The sequence below is a fragment of the Muricauda sp. SCSIO 64092 genome, assembly GCF_023016285.1.
GTDB lineage: Bacteria > Bacteroidota > Bacteroidia > Flavobacteriales > Flavobacteriaceae > Croceivirga.
This window is the reverse complement of sequence record NZ_CP095413.1, coordinates 4,899,368-4,915,933: the sequence shown is the minus strand read 5'-3', so window position 1 is coordinate 4,915,933 and position 16,566 is coordinate 4,899,368. Positions and strand designations below refer to the sequence as shown.

Genomic DNA, 16,566 nt, shown 5'->3' with positions numbered 1-16,566 from the left:
AGAAAAAAGCATCCAATAGTTTCAATCTATGATACAAAAATAACGACGTAAGGAATTTCGTTTGTTATTTATGAAGGTTTCCCGTTCAGGGATTGCATCATCTTAACGGAGATGGACTTATCCATGTAATATCAAAAAAACAGGTAGAATCAATTGAAATTGAACCAGAAACGTACCCCTTCCTTATTACGGTCGATGTTCAATTTGGATTGTAGTTGATTGACCAATCTGTTGATAAGTCGTAACCCCATGGAGTTATTGGTACGTTCTTCGGTATCTTCCGGAAGCCCTACTCCATTGTCCGCATATTCAAAATATCCTTCCTGGCCATTGTTACGTAGGTGGATATAGATCTTGCCGTCGTCGTCTCCCTCTGGAAAGGCATATTTAAAGGTATTGGATACCAGTTCATTCAAAATAAGCCCAAAAGGTATGGCCCTATCGATATCCAACTCCGTTCCCTCCGCATCAACGGTAATACTAATGTTATGCCCCCCTTTTTTATAAACGGACTGTACGCTGTTGATAAGGCTTTCGATATAGCCTTGCATTTCAATTACCGACAAATCGTCGTTCTGATATAACTTTTGGTGTATCAAGGCCATTGCCTTTACCCTACTCTTACCTTCTTCAAGGGCTACGATTGCCGCCTTGCTTTTGGTATTCCTGGTTTGCAGGCTCAAGAGACTGGAAACCATTTGCAAATTGTTTTTAACCCTATGGTGAATCTCTTTTAAAAGGGAATCCTTCTCTTTCAGGGAGTTTTCAATGATATGCTTCTGATCTGCTATTAGACGCTGGTTTTTAATACTTTTCATATAGGCATACACCAAGCCAGCAAAACCTAAAAGTGTAAAAATCAATGAAATGAAAACAAGATTGATTCGTTCGTCCTTAGCCTGTATCTCACTTCGGATCTTTTCATTGGCCAATTTTTGTTCGTTTATGATCCTACGCGAGTTTTCTAAATCAGAGTCCCCCACTATGGCCACCAACTGTTGGTTTAAAATGGAAACTTCATTTGTCTTTAACGAATCCGTTATTTGTTGGTTTCTTTTTAATAGGGCGGTTGAACTCTTATAGTTTTCGAACTTTTCATGGTATGTAGCCAGGAGTTTGTTTCGTTTTATTTCCTGTTGGATGCCCATATCTTCAAACTCTTCGTCCAAGAGCCTTTTTGCGGTCCTATTGTTTTCGAGCTTGAGATGCGCCTCGGCCAAAGCCAGCGTATTGTCCATAATATGCTGACCATACCTTCCGTGGTTGAATTCCTTTAATACCGCAATGCCATCGGTCAAAAGGGGAATGGCCTCAGTATGTTCTTTTAGGAGCACATGGCACTTTCCAATATTCCCTTCTATCTCCGCACGCAATGCCTCACTTTCAAAAATATCATTCTCTGATTTTTGTTTGGAAATATCGTTATTGTACACTTTTAAATACCCAAGTGCCTTATTGAACTCGTTGATTGCGGTAGCGGCCGATTTGTCCTTAAACAAATAATAGCCCACTTTGTTATGATGCTTGGCCAGACCTAAATGGTCATTGTCCGGAACCGCAATACCATCCGTTTGGATATACTGGTTCATCGCTTTACGATACAATCCCATACTGGCATAAATATCATAAAACCGCACGCCTTCAATCACCCCAAGGCGTTGCATTTTCTCCCGGGTCTCAATTTGTTTGTCAAACATCTGGAGGTTACCATAGTTGTCATCCAAAAGCTTTAAGACCAGGGTAATGGATCGAGTGTCCAGACTATCCGTAACATCGTACAGTTCCTTGGCAAGGGCAATACTTTTATCAAAGTCACCAATATCATTATACAATTGGGCCTGCATTAGCCTGTAGGTATAAATCGCGCTGGAATCCTTGATTTTTTCGGCAGTACCCAAATAAACCATAACGGATTCCAACCAATCATAGGCCGAGCTTTGAACGTATCTGTTGGGAGTTTGGACAAAAAACTTCAATTTGCCATTCGCACCTTCGGTTTCTTGAAACTCAATCAGTGGATCGCTATCCTTTACCTCCTCTTGGGGATATACCAAGGTGAGTCCCAAAAAAAGGATTGATAGAAGATTTAGCAATTTTTTCCCTTCAAGAAGCATTCAATCAATACTTAATAAAAACCATAGTGTGCATTTGGGGCACTCTCCACCTCAAAATTAGCGTGAATTCACATCACTCCTTCATTTTTGTTGTAAAGCCCGCTCCATAAGTAGTGAAATCCCTTAAAAGTTGTTAATCCCTGCTTTGAAGGTCATCTTTTTGGATAATAAAAAGGACTGTACAGAAAACGTACAGCCCTTTTTTTGACACTATATCAAATTGTAAGATTTGGGGATTCATACAACTACTTCAAAAATAGAACGAATGACCTTTAGGGATTTTGTTTTGTTGTGAAAGTGGTGTTTTTTGTTGTGAAACGGCAGATGGTGAATGTCAATATACATTTTATCGATGTTTTGTGCATTTTGTGGAATGGGCCAACTACAACAAAAAAAAGATCCCACCTTTTAAGTGGGACCTTTGCACGAGAACACTATATGAAAATGAAAAAATTACTCTTTTTATGTTGTTAAGTAATTACAGTTCAAATGTAGGATCATCAAGCCGTATTTGGAAAATATTGTTGTGAACCTTCCTTAAAGTGTGGTGATTTTGGAAACCCATGTGATTTGCAGGGTTTGTTCCATAAAAAAGCGGCCCTATAAAAGCCGCTTATCAGTAGTATACTGTTATGAAATTATGGTTACGAATTCATGGAGGAAATGATGAACTCCTTAAAATCCTTGGAAATAGGAATCAATGTATTGTTGATCATAATATCCTTGGAGTTTATGGCATCAATATGATCCACATTCACAATGTATGATTTGTGTGCCCTGTAAAACTTATTCTTGGGAAGCTTCTCCAAGTAGTCTTTAAGTGGGGACCGTACCAAAAACTTTTTGTCCACAGTGTTTACCTCCAAGTATACGTTATCCGCTTTTATAAATTGGATGTCCCCAAACTGAATCCTGTAATACAAGTGCTGTTTTTTCACAAATATGGAATCCTTTAAAACGGAATTAGAGGTAAAACTGTCCCCTCCACTTCCTGCAATATCGGTACTGGATTCCTTTTTGGAATAGTTGAAATTGGAGAGGGCAATCTCAATGGAAGTATATAGATCCTGTTGTTCAAAAGGTTTTACCAAATAACCATCCGGTTTTACCGTTTTGGCATTTTCCACCGTGGCCTTATCTGAATTGGAGGTCACAAATATGAACGGGATGTTGTAATTCTGACGGATATGTTTTCCTAAATCGATACCTGTTTTGTCCGAAGCCAAAATAATATCAATCAAAACAAGGTCTACATGGTTGTTTTTAAGTACCTCAATGGCTTGCTCATAAACTATGACGTTATCCACAACTTCATAGCCAATCTCTTCCAACATGGACTGCATATCATCTGCAATGATGACATTATCCTCAACGATGAGAATCTTAATGGGGTGTTCCAACTCAAGTAAGGTTTAGATAGTTTTAACAATCAAAACTACAAAAAATAATTAACAGTGAGGTAAAACAAAAGGGAGAGCAAAAATGTGGACAGTGCCAATTTCTTGAGCTCGGGATCAAGTAGAACCGGTTCCCTGGTTCCCATTACTTTGAACAAATGAACCAAAACAACGATATACGGAAGCATAAAGACGGCGTGTATCCCATTGGAAAACTGTAAAAAAAAGTACACTAAAAACGAAAGAAAGCTAAGACACAACAGGGCGGAATGATACACCTTTCCGTTTTGAAAGCCAAGCTTGACCACCAAGGTGTTTTTATGGTATTTCCTATCGGATTCCACATCCCTTAAATTGTTTAGATTTAAAACCCCAACACACAAGAAACCGATTGCGGTTGCCGGTAATACATCCAACCAATCCAAAGTCGACGTATATAGAAATTTTGTTCCAAGGACGGCCAAAAGTCCAAAAAACAAAAACACAAACAGATCGCCCAACCCCTTGTACCCATAAGCAGAATCCCCAACGGTATAGCGTATGGCCGCCCAAATACTTAGAATTCCCAACAGGGCAAAAAGTAAGAGATAGTGAAGTTGTTTTAGGCCAAAGGAATGGACCAATAATACCAAGGCGAGCAACAGACTCAACACAGCCGTTATGCCTATACCCCATTTCAATTCTTTAGGGGTCAACTTCCCGCTTTGCAAAGCGCGTTCCGGTCCAATTCTATCGGTGGAATCCGTTCCTTTTATCCCATCCCCATAATCATTGGCAAAATTTGAAGTGATCTGGAAACCTACCGTGACCAACAGACACAGGAAAAAAACCACACCATCCCTTTCTCCCGAAAGATTGGCCAATGCCGTACCCGTAATAATTCCGCTTAGGGACAAGGGCAGAGTGCGAAGCCTAGCCGCGCCTAGCCAAACCTTAACTTTTTCCAATTAATTTGGGGATTCTATTTTAAGCCTTTGACCATCTTGGTAGGATGCCACAAAAGCATCCTCAAAACCCAGGTTTACCAACTGTCTTCTAAATTTTTGGGCTTCTTCCAAGGTTTCAAAAGTACCCAGGGAATACGCATAGAAAGGGTTGGTCTTTACGAACATGGTATTTGTTAATGCCTCCGATGCCAAGGTCACATTGTTCTCTACAAAGGATTTTACCTGAACCGAATAGACTTTTTCCTTTTCCAAGAACTGCTTTGCAAGGTAAAATTCCTTGACCAGGCTCAGCTCTTCATTTTGTTCTTTGAGGTTACCGATACGGGTCTTGATTGCATCCAAACTGTCAATGGAGACCAGCAGGTTTTCCTGATTATTCCGTGCCCTGGAGGTAGTGATACCGGAGAAATAGGACCAAAGTCCAAAAACGGCAAGGAAAATGGCAGCGGCAATACCGGCCGAGATATTTCGTTGAATTTTTAATTTTCGTAAATCCTTATTTTTGAATTTGATCTGGTCCAGCAATCTTTCATTGATAATTTGGGACTTTTCAATGTCCTTGTGAAGGTCCAGCAAATCGTTTTCTTCAATAAATGGCATTACCTGTGTGCTTGAGGGATGTTCAGTACGTTAATGGCATAACTATCAGCTTGTTAAGCTTCTTACCTATTGCAAATGTATAATATTTAACAATAGTAAAAAACAGTAGGGTAAAAACTTCTTTAAAGTGTTGAAAATACGGGTGAAAGCCCTTCTTACTACTTCTTTAGCCGTATTCCATTGGGCAAGAGTTCGATCTTGCGTTGTTTGTATAAAATCCCAATGCCTTTTTTGAAGGATTTTTTGCTCAGGTGCAACGTTCCCTTTATTTCTTCCGGAGTGGATTTATCATGCAATGGTAAGAACCCACCTTCGGCTACCAATCTACTGTATATTTTATCTGCGGTGGCGTCAAGCATTTGTACTCCGGTGGGTTCAAGGGACACATCCAGCTTACCGTCCTCCCTCACCTTTTTTATAAATCCCTGAAACCTGTCCCCAATGGCCACCGGCCTAAAAACATCGCTAAAAAACAATAGGCCCTTAAAGCCATCCCCTACAATCACCTCCCACCCCAAATCTGTTTTCCTATTGACCAAAAGGTCCACCTGGGCATTGACCTCAAAATCACCTTGGCGGTTTTTTAAAAACCTATCAACCTTAGTGGAGGCCACCAAACGAAAGCTCTTCTCATCCAAAAAGCAATGTACAATATACTTTTTTCCTTTCTCCAATTTCTTGTTCTGCTCTCTAAAGGGTACCAAAAGCTGCTTCTCCAACCCCCAATCCATAAATGCACCGACATTGTTTACTTCGGCCACCTCCAGAAAAGCAAACCCATCCCTTTTTATCAGGGGCTCCAAAGTTGTTGCTATCGGACGCTCTTCATGGTCCAAATAGCAGAAAACCCTTAACTCTTGATCCAGTTGTATCCCTTCCGGGACATATTTATTGGGCAATAGTATCTCGGTACCCTCATTATCTCCCAAAAAGACACCAACACTGGTACTTCTTACCACCCTTAGATTATTGTAGTCCCCAATACGTATCATAAATTGTGCAAAACAAAAAACCGTGCCCAAAGCACGGTTGTTATTTTTAGTGGCAACTGGCTAATTGTAAATGGACTCCTTACCAAAATGTTTGGCCAATTGGTAATAGATTACGGCCCGGTGTTTGTTCTTATCGGACCTACCATAAATGTCGATTACGGAGGTAATGGCATCCATGAGTTCCGGACTATCGGAAAGTCCCAGTTTTTTGATCAGGAAATTGTTTTTTACGGTCTCCAATTCCTTTTCATCACCACCGGAAACCTTGGAAGCATCCAAATTATATATCGCAGGGCCTAGACCTACCGCTACTTTGGTCAACAAATCCATATCCGGATCCTGTCCAAATTTTTCCTTGATGTCCGCAGCATATTTTTCGATCAACTCGTCTCTTTTGCTCATAATTGTTAGTGTTTTTACAGAGGTTTAACTATAATCCGAAGATATAAAATCAAAGTAACCAAGCAAAATTTTATCATTTACTTCCCTAGGGGTAAATATCTCCAGGAGCTTAGGTTTTCCCGAATCTTGAAAAAAGGAAGACAATGCGTTTTTTAATTCCATCATATTCGTTGCCGAACTGTAATCCAGACCAAATTGTTCACATTGATGTTTGGCGGTCAACCGATGCTTGGTCTCAAAAAAAGTTGCAAACTTTTCAGAGCCATCAAAGCCCGGTAAAATCCTGAAAATACCTCCACCCCCATTATTGATGAGAATAATCCTAAAATCATTTCTCAAATAATCGTTCCAAAGGGCATTACTATCATAAAAAAAGCTCAGATCCCCTGTAATTAGGATGGTGGGTTCTTTGTTGTAGAACGAAGAACCAATGGCCGTTGAAGTGCATCCGTCAATACCACTTGTACCCCTATTGCAGTATACCTTTATGGATGAATGGATTGGGAACAGTTGGGCATATCGCACCGTTGAACTGTTGGATAAATGGACTTGGGCATGGGCAGGGAGTTGTTCCTGGACAATGTGAAAAACGGAAAAATCCGAAAAAGGTGCCTTCGCTGCATACGTATTTCGTTTGGATTCATACGTTTTCTTCACCAATTCCCAGGTCTTGAAGTATGGACTCCCACAAACCTCATTATTGGACAATAGTTTGGACAAGAAATCATTTGCATCCATCTTAAAATGTCCGGTTAATGAAAAGTAGGTATCGTACGCTTTGGTTCCATGTATATGCCAATGATATTTGGGTCTGTACTTTCGTAAGAAGGCCTTGACCTTTTTAGAAACAACCAATCCTCCCAAAGTCAATAAAACCTCGGGTCGTAAATCGGTAAAGCGTTCGTCGGTGTTTTTCGACTTTTCAATAGGAAAAATAATGCTATCGATACTTGGGAAAAAATTGGGGTGATGTAAATTGGAAGTGGTCTCCGTAAATACAAGTGTTGACGGGTCCTTACTCAATTTCTCCAACCAAAGGGCATCAATGGAGCCGGGTGAATTTACGCCTACAAGAACCATCTTCCGTTTAGATCCATTCCATATCTTTTTGATCCTGTCAAAATCCAAATCGATTTCCGTGGTGGGTTCAATGGCCATACGTACAGTATCCTTGTCCTGTACTTCCCGAACCCCATAAAGCGGCTCTTCAAAAGGGATATTGATGTGTATGGGGAGCTGCTGCCCAAAGGCTATGGCAAAAGCGGAATTTATTTGTTGTTCATTATAATCATCTATGGACTCCTGTGTGTTTTCCAAGTGTTCCGGAAAATAAACCGACACCCTTTCCCGGGCGTGGGATACATCCATCTTTAGATTTGCGGAATACCCAATATGGCGATCAAACACATTGTCCTGCCGAATGGTCTGCCCGTCCCCAACATCAATTTTATAGGTTGGCCTGTCCGCCGAGAGTATCACGAGCGGGATATCACTGTAAAATGCCTCTGCTATGGCGGGATAATAGTTTAAGAGTGCGCTGCCGGAAGTGCAGACAATGGCCGTGGGCCTCCTTTGGTTCTGTGCTATGCCCAACGCGAAAAAAGCAGCACAACGTTCATCTACAATGCTGAAACAATTGAAAAAGGGGTCACCCGTAAAACTTAGTGTTAAAGGGGCGTTTCTGGAACCCGGAGATATCACGATATCTTTTATTCCGGCCGCTCTGCATGAAAGGACTAGAAGTTGGGCCGCGGGGATGTTGGAGTACTTCATTGCCTACAAAAATACGGATGGTGTACCGTATTGTGCAACAGTATATCACAACACGTCCAGAATGGTTTTGCTCTTGAATTGGGTCTCTTCCCATTCTTTTTGTGGATCGGATGCCGATGTAATTCCGCCTCCTACAAAGATTTGTGCATTTCCATCATCATATTTGAAACACCTAAGATTTACGAATAAATCCATCTCTTCCTTGCCTTCTACATTCAACGTTCCCAAAAATCCAGTATAAAACTCCCGATCATAACCTTCGTAATTCAGGATGAAATCAAGCGCCCTGGTTTTTGGAAGCCCACAAACTGCAGGGGTTGGATGCAATTCGTTGACTATTCCATACAAATCCTTTTTCGAATCCAGACGTCCCTGTATTTCGGATTTCAAATGCCATAACCCCCCTGCCCTTACATTTTTTTGTTCGGAAACCTGCAGGTTTTCCACCTTGCCCTCCAAACTTTTTAAAATATAGTGGGTCACCATTTGTTGCTCTTCGCGTTCTTTCGGGGTCCATTTGGGGGCTATCCCTTTTTCCGCAGGGAGGGTTCCCGCGAGGGAGGTCGTGAATAGTTCGCCATTCTTGTAGGTGAGCAGCCGTTCCGGTGTGGCGCCCAACCACATCCCTACTTTTGGATGGTACCACCAATAGCAAAAAGCATTTGGATATTTGGCGAGAAGATTGGAAATAATGGCTACGGGACTTTTTTTAGTACGTCTTTGTATGCGCCGCGATATCACAATTTTCCTTACCTCACTTTCCTGTATTTCTGAAACGGTTTTTTTTATGAGTTCCAGATAGGTTTCCATCCCATTTTCCGAAAGATCCACCGCTTTTTGATGTGTTTTGGTCTGTTGTAGTGGGACAATTTCCCCCTTATGGACCTTTCCAGGTATCAGAACCATGTCACCGGTGGTATCAAAAGGCGCAAACAAGAAGCCGGAAACCTGAAAATCAGGTGCCGTGAAAAGGGAGGTATCCTGTTGAAAAATACCTCGTACCCAAAAATCTCCCGGATAACGATAAATGACAAATGGGAGACCATCTTTTAGCCATTCATTGGCCTTTTGGATAATTTCATTACTTTTTGGGGAGGGCAATGGTGGTCAATTTACAATTGGAGATAAGTTGTCCTTCCCCATCGGTTATTCGAATCTCCCAGAGTTGGGTCGTACGTCCTTTATGAAGTATACTGGCTTTGGCATAAACAAAACCATCCCTAATGCTCTTGACATGGTTTGCGGCTATCTCAATGCCCCTAATGTAAAAATTGTTGCCGTCCAAAAAAACATAGGATGCGGCACTGCCCACACTTTCGGCCAAAGCGACCGAAGCCCCACCGTGCAGCACGCCATCCGGCTGATGCACTTTTGGTGAAACCGGCATCCTGGCAATCAAGAAGTTTTCACCAACGTCCACATACTCAATATCCAAGGTCTCCATTAAAGTCCCCTTACGGATTTGGTTGCAAATTGAAAGGATTTTTTCTTTATGGTCTTCCATAGTTTTCATTTAGCGCTAAGGTATGGCCACAAAAATAGGAATCAAATGTCCTTTGGGAGAACGCATCCTTTCCTTTAATCCTTGGGAATTTCCAAATCTGCAACAGCTTTGGGATAGTAGTCCATTCTCCTTGTGGTAAATGTATTTTCCGGAGTTGTTATTTTTTTTACCCAGTTCGGTTCTTCGTTGTCATCAAACTGAAAAATGTAGTTTTTTTCGGCGATGGCATTCCCTTTATTAATAATCTCCTTGACCAAGACACCCTCTGGATCATACTCAAACGAGTGCTTCTTCTGTAGGACAAATTCCCCTTTGGTCAAATCATGGAAAAAGATTTTCTCGGAAATCAATAAATTCCTGCTATCCGTGATTTGTTCAATGGCTTTGTCGGGTTCGCCGTCCACGTAGTTTTTGGTTAAAACCACTTTCAAATTTCCCGATCCCTTCCTGTTTTTTGTTGACTCACGAATGGATTTTTGCACTATTCCATTTTCAAAATACGTCCTGGTCGTTTCGTTCTTGTACGCCGTATACTCTATTTTTACTTCGTCTACCGCATTTTGATGGGAAGTAATGATATTGGACAATCGATTCGCTTCGTCGTACTGATATTCTTGAACCTCTACAAACTCCCTGTCGTATGAAATGATCTGTTCCGTTATCGTTTTTGTTTCGGTGCTATCTATTGTGTACAGATAGGCCATGGAGGAGGACAGATCCAATTCATTGTCCTTAAAACTCTCCACCCGTTTTTCCATGAGTTGGTCCTTGTTAAATTTATAGGAGGTAACATCCTTGTCCTGATCGTTGTATTGGGTAGTTACCTGGACAAGTCTACCAAGGATATCAAATTCAAAGATTTCCTGTCCATAGTCGGTAATGACCTGGCATGTCTTTACATTTCCTTTCAAGTCAAAGTCCTCTAAACCAAATTGTTTGATTTCCTGGGAAATGGCCATGGTGGACAAAAACAGGAAGGAAACAAGAAAAAAGGAGTAGTGTTTTATCATGCTGTAAAATTACGTTCTTGTTCCCCAACAGAAAAACAAATTTGATGCCACTTATCGAAATTATTGGGAGAACATACCTTTTTTAAAATCTACGTCCGGGATGATAGGGTGTGAGGTCCAGGGAAGGGCGATGTCCTGAAATGATTTCGGATACCAATTTTCCGGTTGCCGGGCCCAAACTCCATCCCATCATGGCATGGCCTGTGGCGATGGTCATATTTTGAAGGCTTTCCACCCTTCCAATATAAGGCAGTCCATCCGGACTTACGGGACGCAGTCCACATTCAGCGCCCTCCAAAGGGCCCTTAGGGATTTCCAGTCCCTCATAAAATCGTTTGGCACCATCTACGATGGCCTGCACCCTTTCCTTTCGAATCCTTTTGTTAATTCCGGAAAACTCCATGGTTCCCGCAAAGCGGGTAAACCCTTTCATGGGCGTAACCGCGATTTTGGCTTCCAAAAGTAATGCAGGCATGGTTATTCCGGTGGATTTGGTCATATCGATCCGATAACCTTTCCCAGCTTGAAGGAATAATTGGATTCCCAACTTTTTGGTGAGATGGGAAGACCAGGTCCCGGAGGCCAAAACCACCTCATCAGCCTTGTATTGGTTGCTTTTGGTCTGAATTGTAGTGATTCTTCCATCGGAAACGGAAAAATCCAGCACCTCTTCGTTCTTATGGATTGTAACTCCCGATTTTTCCAAAAAGGAAATCATTTTGGACATGAAATCATAGGGGGTTGTATGTCCATCACAGTGGTAATGAACGGCGCCCAGCGCCTTTATTTTTATATTGGGTTCCATTTTTTGGATTCCCTCAATGTCCAAAATTTCGGATTGCAGCCCCAAACGTTTTGCCCTTACCGCAGTTTCCTTCTCATGATCACCTTCCTTATGGGTTTGGTACAACATCAACAGTCCCTTGCGTTCGTAATGAAAATCCCCTATGTCCTTTGAAGTCTTTAAATCATCAAAAAGGTCCCTACTGAAAACATTGATATCCCTAATGTGGGGCATGGCCTTGGCAACCTTTGCCCTTGTTGATGATTTTTTGAAGGCCAAAGCCCATTTTATAAAGTCTTTGTCCCATCTCGGCTTCATGTAAAAAGGACTGGACGAATTGAACATATATTTTAGTCCCTTGGAAATCATTCCGGGAGCGGCCAGCGGTACAATATGACTTGGGGTGAGATACCCTGCATTCACATAACTGGCACCACTGTCCATATTGGACTTATCAATAAGGATAACTTGATGGCCTTCTTTTTGAAGGTAATAGGCCGTACAGAGACCTATAATCCCTCCTCCAATGACTACAACGCTTTTATCCATCCTAAATTACTTGAAAACCATGGGCATAAGGGTCATCCCCATCATCAATGACAATGGTATTATATCCATACACCTTGGCCCAGCCCTTAACACTCGGAATGATGCCCTTTTTCCCTGCTAAATCGATTTCCTTTTCAATTTTTCCCGTAAAGGTGGAACCAATATAGCTTTCATGGACATATTCTTCCCCAACATTCAATTCCCCTTTTGCATATAATTGTGCCAAACGTGCCGAAGTACCTGTCCCGCAAGGCGAACGGTCAATGGCCTTATCCCCATAAAAAACAGCATTTCGTCCATTGGACGCTCCGTCCAGGACCTTACCAGTCCAAAGTAGGTGTGACACGTCCCGAATGGTTTCATTTTCGGGATGGACAAAATGGTCGGGGTATTTCTGATTGATCAGGGACCGAAGTCTCTTGGATAGCGCTATCAGTTTGCTTGCCGTGAAATCCTGGATACCCGAAAAGTTTTGTTGTGAATCGATAATGGCATAAAAATTTCCTCCATAAGCCACATCAAAATGCAACTCCCCAAGCGATGGACAATGAATGGATAGTCCTTCTGCCGCCAAATAGCTGGTTACATTGGTCAATTTTACCCATTCCACTTTGCCATTTACCATTTGGTACTGAATTTCCACCAGCCCGGCAGGTGTTTCGAGGCGCAATTCCCCTTCTTTTTTGGGTTGTACCAACCCTTCCTGCAAGGCAATGGTTATGGTCCCAATAGTTCCATGTCCGCACATGGGCAAACATCCACTGGTCTCAATGAACAACACGGCCATATCATTGGTTGGATCATGGGGCGGATATAGCATACTGCCGCTCATCATATCATGGCCCCGGGGTTCAAACATCAATCCCGTACGGATCCAATCGTACTCCCTGATAAAGTGAAGCCGCTTTTCATTCATGGTATTCCCTATCAAATTGGGACCTCCACTTTTTACCAATCGAACGGGATTGCCACAGGTATGGGCATCGATACATTCAAAAATATGCCTGGACATATCAAATGGGTTCCGATGTTACTTGATTATTGACCAAACGTGTTATCCCCAATGGATTTTCATCTTTTAAGGCATCTGGAAGCGATGCATTTGGCCAGTTTTGATAACTTATGGGCCGTACCCATCGTTCAATGGCGTGAATGCCAACAGCTCCAAAACGACTATCGGTTGAAGCCGGATATGGTCCTCCGTGCTGCATAGCCGGACAAACTTCAACTCCGGTGGGCACTCCATTAAAAATCAATCGACCAACTCGATTTTGGAGGGCATTGATAACGGCTTGGTGTTCGCCAAGTTCTTTTTGCCCGGCAATTATGGTTCCGGTAAGCTGTCCTTCCAATCCCGTAATGGCCTGTATCAATTCTTCTTCATGGGCACACTCCACTACCATGGAAAAAGGACCGAAGACTTCTTGGTGCAATTTTGGGTTTTTGATAAAAGAGGCACCATCAACCTTTACAATTGCCTGTCTTGCATGGTTTTCGGCCACTTCAGTGGTATAGTCCGCAACCACGCTTACACCTCCTTCACCCACCATGGCCTTCTTATTGTCCTGGTATTTGGAAATGATATTGGGATGTAACATACTCGAAGGTTCAATTTGAACAATTTCATCCGACAAGGTTTGCACAAACGCATTCAACCCATCACTTTTTATCCCTAGAAGCAGACCCGGATTAGTGCAGAATTGTCCCGTACCCAAGGTAATGGAACCAGCATAGGTTTTTGCCCACTCGTTTGCCTTGGCATGCAATGCTCCGGGTAAAAATACTACAGGATTTATACTCCCCATTTCGGCAAAGACCGGAATAGGTTCCTCCCTTCTTGAGGCCATGTCAAATAATGCGCGGCCGCCTTGGATACTACCTGTAAAACCAACGCCCTTTATCTTAGGGTGGCTGACCAATTGTTGACCTACTTCAATTCCGCTACTGTTCAAATTGGAGAAAACGCCATTGGGCATTCCAGTTTTTTCCACAGCCTTAATGATCGCCGAAGCGATCAGCTCTCCCGTGCCCGCATGCATGGGATGGCTTTTGACCACCACTGGACAACCAGAGGCCAATGCACTGGCCGTATCCCCACCTGCGGTGGAGTAGGCCAACGGAAAATTACTTGCACCAAAAACGGCTATGGGCCCAATGGGAACCGACATTTTTCGCAGATCAGGTTTTGGAATGGGCGCTCTATCGGGTTCTGCCGTGTCCACTGTGGCGTTTACCCATGAACCTTCCTCCACCAAATTGGCGAAGGTTCGCAACTGAAAACAGGTCCGTCCCCGTTCCCCTTTGGCCCGGCCTTCCGGCAATCCGGTTTCCCGACAATACACTCGAATCAAATGGTCCTCAAGCGCTTCTATCTGATGTGCTATTTCCCTTAAGAATTCGGCTTTTCTTGACCCGGAAATCTCTTGGTACTCGGAAAAGGCATCCCAGGATAGGTTCGCGGCTTGTTTCACCTCGGTATCCGAAGCTTCATAAAACGTCCATTCCGTTTCCAGGTTTAGGAGTGGATCGAACGTTCTGAATGCTTTACTTCCTTTTGCCGAAAGCGCATTTCCGATATAGTTTTTACCTGTAATCATAGCGATTTATAATCCGGCAATTTGGGCCGATTTTCTAAACTTTCCCTTATTATTTGTAAAACCCGTTCGCGTTCCTTTCCCATCAAAGGAAGTCTGGGCGGACGAACGTTTTCCGTTCCTATGCCGGTGGCAACCTCAGCCAGTTTGATGTTTTGGACCAATTGGGGATTAATATCCAATTCCAATAACGGGAAGAACCAGCGATAAATAGCAATGGCCTCATCAATTCTTCCCGCTTTGACCAACTTGTAAATGGCCACTGTTTCGGCAGGGAAGGCACACACCAGACCGGCAACCCATCCATCGGCACCCATCGCCAAACTCTCCAAAGCCAGGGTATCTACCCCACAAAGGATTTTTAACCTATCCCCAAAAGTATTCCGTATACGGGTAATATTGGAGATGTCACGGGTAGATTCCTTAACGGCTAAAATATGGTCCACCTTCAAAAGGTCATCGAACATAGCCAAAGTTACCTCTATTTTGTAATCCACAGGGTTATTGTAAATCATAATAGGTAAATCCGTGTTGGAGGCAATGGATTTAAAATAGGTAACCACCTCATAATCAGTGGCTTTATACTGCATGGGGGGAAGCAACATCAAGCCTCCTGCCCCCCAATCCTTGGCATTTTTGGCCAAGGCAATGGCAGCCTTTGTTGAACGTTCCGCGATATTCATGACGATAGGAACTTTTCCCTCCACAAAATTGGTGGCGTGTTCCACCATCTTCTGCTTTTCTCCATTGGTCAAAGTACTGGCTTCGCCTAAACTTCCCCCCAAAATAATAGCTTCAACCCCGGCATCCAACTGCGCTTTTAGGTTGATGGAAAACATTTCCAGATCCAGTTGGTCATCATTGGTAAATTTGGTGGTAACCGCCGGCATAACACCTTTCCATTCCATAGTACGTTCTTAAAAGTTTCTTCCAAAAGTAGTGGTGTTCCCTCTTTTATTCTTTCTAAAAATTAGTATATTCTACCTTTATATTACCCTTTTTTGTAATTCATACGCATCTAAAAGCCTAAATGAAGGTATATCCATTTAAAATTCCCAAAAAGCCCAATGAAAATGTAATCTTTCAAGTGGACCGTTCCAGACGTTTTTACGACAAGCTTCACCAACACCAGGAAATCCAGTTAAGTTATATCATTTCCGGTAGGGGAAAACTGGTCGTTGGTAACGAGATCACCACCTTTAGGTCAGGAGATTTTATTGGGATCGGTTCCAACTTACCTCATTTGTTCTTAAGCCATCCCGATTCGGATGTTTCCCATAGGGCCACCATATTTTTTACGGAAAACGCTTTTGGCCAGGGTTTCTTTGCGAATCAGGAAATGATTGTCCTGCAACCTGTACTTAAGGACCTACTCTTTGGTTTTATGGTAAAGGATAAAAGTGGTTTTATTGAAGACCAGTTCCATCAGTTGAAAAACGAAAACAAATTTCAGCTCTTTCTAAAGCTTTTGGAACTTTTACGGTTTGTGTCAAAAGTGGATAAAACCCCCTTGGTCCAAAAACCGTATACCTTTAGAATTTCCAAAAATCAAGGACAGCGCCTACAGCTCATATTCGACCATGTGATGCAGAACTTTCAAAATGAAATTTTGCTGAAAGATGTTGCCCAAAAAATCCACATGAGCAAGAATGCTTTTTGTAGGTTCTTTAAACAACGTACGAACAAGACTTTTTTTCAATTTTTAACTGAGATACGCATTCAACATGCTTGTGAATTACTGAAAGAAATGCCGGAAACCCCAATTTCCGAGATTGCCCTACTATCGGGGTACCCGTCCATTTCAAATTTTAACAGGCAGTTCAAGGAAATTACCCATATGAACCCAAGAACCTATCGTTATCGCATTATTCAGGATATTGAAGGGTAATCCCTATTTTTG

At 42.4% G+C, this 16,566-nt stretch carries 15 protein-coding genes; 1 reads left to right on the top strand and 14 read right to left on the bottom strand.

Features of this window, described 5'->3' with window-relative positions:
- Positions 1-149: 149 nt before the first annotated feature.
- From L0P88_RS20365 to L0P88_RS20300, 14 genes are all read right to left on the bottom strand, one after another.
- The gene (locus L0P88_RS20365) at positions 150-2,093 is read right to left on the bottom strand and encodes a sensor histidine kinase (protein WP_313791579.1); all 1,944 of its coding nucleotides are present in this window, start codon (positions 2,091-2,093) and stop codon (positions 150-152) included.
- A gap of 665 nt (positions 2,094-2,758) precedes the next feature.
- Entirely contained in the window at positions 2,759-3,514 is a 756-nt protein-coding gene (locus L0P88_RS20360; protein WP_158777542.1) for a LytTR family DNA-binding domain-containing protein, read from the bottom strand.
- Positions 3,515-3,549: 35 nt separating this feature from the next.
- Positions 3,550-4,458, bottom strand: a complete 909-nt coding sequence (menA, locus tag L0P88_RS20355; protein ID WP_247131718.1) for a 1,4-dihydroxy-2-naphthoate octaprenyltransferase — start codon at positions 4,456-4,458, stop codon at positions 3,550-3,552.
- On the bottom strand, positions 4,459-5,058 hold the full coding sequence (locus tag L0P88_RS20350) for an SPOR domain-containing protein (RefSeq protein WP_158777544.1): 600 nt from the start codon (positions 5,056-5,058) through the stop codon (positions 4,459-4,461).
- Between the two features lie 158 nt (positions 5,059-5,216).
- Positions 5,217-6,080: a S1-like domain-containing RNA-binding protein gene (locus L0P88_RS20345; protein ID WP_313791578.1), complete on the bottom strand. Its 864-nt coding sequence runs from the start codon at positions 6,078-6,080 to the stop codon at positions 5,217-5,219.
- Positions 6,081-6,110: 30 nt separating this feature from the next.
- Positions 6,111-6,452: a DUF2853 family protein gene (locus tag L0P88_RS20340; RefSeq protein ID WP_247131717.1), complete on the bottom strand. Its 342-nt coding sequence runs from the start codon at positions 6,450-6,452 to the stop codon at positions 6,111-6,113.
- A gap of 24 nt (positions 6,453-6,476) precedes the next feature.
- Complete coding sequence (menD, locus tag L0P88_RS20335) at positions 6,477-8,225, bottom strand: 2-succinyl-5-enolpyruvyl-6-hydroxy-3-cyclohexene-1-carboxylic-acid synthase (protein ID WP_247131716.1); 1,749 nt, start codon at positions 8,223-8,225, stop codon at positions 6,477-6,479.
- 45 nt (positions 8,226-8,270) lie between these two features.
- Positions 8,271-9,326: a chorismate-binding protein gene (locus tag L0P88_RS20330; protein ID WP_247131715.1), complete on the bottom strand. Its 1,056-nt coding sequence runs from the start codon at positions 9,324-9,326 to the stop codon at positions 8,271-8,273.
- Complete coding sequence (locus L0P88_RS20325) at positions 9,307-9,729, bottom strand: PaaI family thioesterase (RefSeq protein ID WP_247131714.1); 423 nt, start codon at positions 9,727-9,729, stop codon at positions 9,307-9,309. The genes L0P88_RS20330 and L0P88_RS20325 overlap by 20 nt, the downstream gene beginning before the upstream one ends.
- Positions 9,730-9,803: 74 nt before the next feature.
- Entirely contained in the window at positions 9,804-10,739 is a 936-nt protein-coding gene (locus tag L0P88_RS20320) for a hypothetical protein (protein ID WP_247131713.1), read from the bottom strand.
- An 82-nt stretch (positions 10,740-10,821) separates the two neighbouring features.
- Positions 10,822-12,072: an NAD(P)/FAD-dependent oxidoreductase gene (locus L0P88_RS20315; RefSeq protein ID WP_247131712.1), complete on the bottom strand. Its 1,251-nt coding sequence runs from the start codon at positions 12,070-12,072 to the stop codon at positions 10,822-10,824.
- Position 12,073: 1 nt separating this feature from the next.
- Positions 12,074-13,084, bottom strand: coding sequence for a 4-hydroxyproline epimerase (locus L0P88_RS20310; RefSeq protein WP_247131711.1), 1,011 nt, complete (start codon positions 13,082-13,084; stop codon positions 12,074-12,076).
- Position 13,085: 1 nt separating this feature from the next.
- A complete protein-coding gene (locus tag L0P88_RS20305) occupies positions 13,086-14,669 on the bottom strand; it encodes an aldehyde dehydrogenase (NADP(+)) (protein WP_247131710.1) in 1,584 nt (527 codons plus the stop codon).
- Positions 14,666-15,574 (bottom strand): dihydrodipicolinate synthase family protein, encoded by a 909-nt coding sequence (locus L0P88_RS20300; RefSeq protein WP_247131709.1) that lies wholly within the window; start codon positions 15,572-15,574, stop codon positions 14,666-14,668. Before L0P88_RS20300 ends, L0P88_RS20305 begins: the two co-directional genes overlap by 4 nt.
- Positions 15,575-15,696: 122 nt before the next feature.
- Between L0P88_RS20300 and L0P88_RS20295 the strand changes: the two genes are divergently transcribed.
- On the top strand, positions 15,697-16,554 hold the full coding sequence (locus L0P88_RS20295) for a helix-turn-helix domain-containing protein (RefSeq protein WP_247131708.1): 858 nt from the start codon (positions 15,697-15,699) through the stop codon (positions 16,552-16,554).
- Positions 16,555-16,566: the final 12 nt, after the last annotated feature.

What these genes read in the sequence shown, in the direction of transcription:
- L0P88_RS20350 (WP_158777544.1), bottom strand. Translation starts at nt 5,058, where the DNA reads ATGCCATTTATTGAAGAAAACGATTTGCTGGACCTTCACAAGGACATT.
- L0P88_RS20320 (WP_247131713.1), bottom strand. Translation starts at nt 10,739, where the DNA reads ATGATAAAACACTACTCCTTTTTTCTTGTTTCCTTCCTGTTTTTGTCC.
- L0P88_RS20310 (WP_247131711.1), bottom strand. Translation starts at nt 13,084, where the DNA reads ATGTCCAGGCATATTTTTGAATGTATCGATGCCCATACCTGTGGCAAT.
- L0P88_RS20340 (WP_247131717.1), bottom strand. Translation starts at nt 6,452, where the DNA reads ATGAGCAAAAGAGACGAGTTGATCGAAAAATATGCTGCGGACATCAAG.
- L0P88_RS20305 (WP_247131710.1), bottom strand. Translation starts at nt 14,669, where the DNA reads ATGATTACAGGTAAAAACTATATCGGAAATGCGCTTTCGGCAAAAGGA.
- L0P88_RS20300 (WP_247131709.1), bottom strand. Translation starts at nt 15,574, where the DNA reads ATGGAATGGAAAGGTGTTATGCCGGCGGTTACCACCAAATTTACCAAT.
- menD (WP_247131716.1), bottom strand. Translation starts at nt 8,225, where the DNA reads ATGAAGTACTCCAACATCCCCGCGGCCCAACTTCTAGTCCTTTCATGC.
- L0P88_RS20315 (WP_247131712.1), bottom strand. Translation starts at nt 12,072, where the DNA reads ATGGATAAAAGCGTTGTAGTCATTGGAGGAGGGATTATAGGTCTCTGT.
- L0P88_RS20325 (WP_247131714.1), bottom strand. Translation starts at nt 9,729, where the DNA reads ATGGAAGACCATAAAGAAAAAATCCTTTCAATTTGCAACCAAATCCGT.
- L0P88_RS20295 (WP_247131708.1), top strand. Translation starts at nt 15,697, where the DNA reads ATGAAGGTATATCCATTTAAAATTCCCAAAAAGCCCAATGAAAATGTA.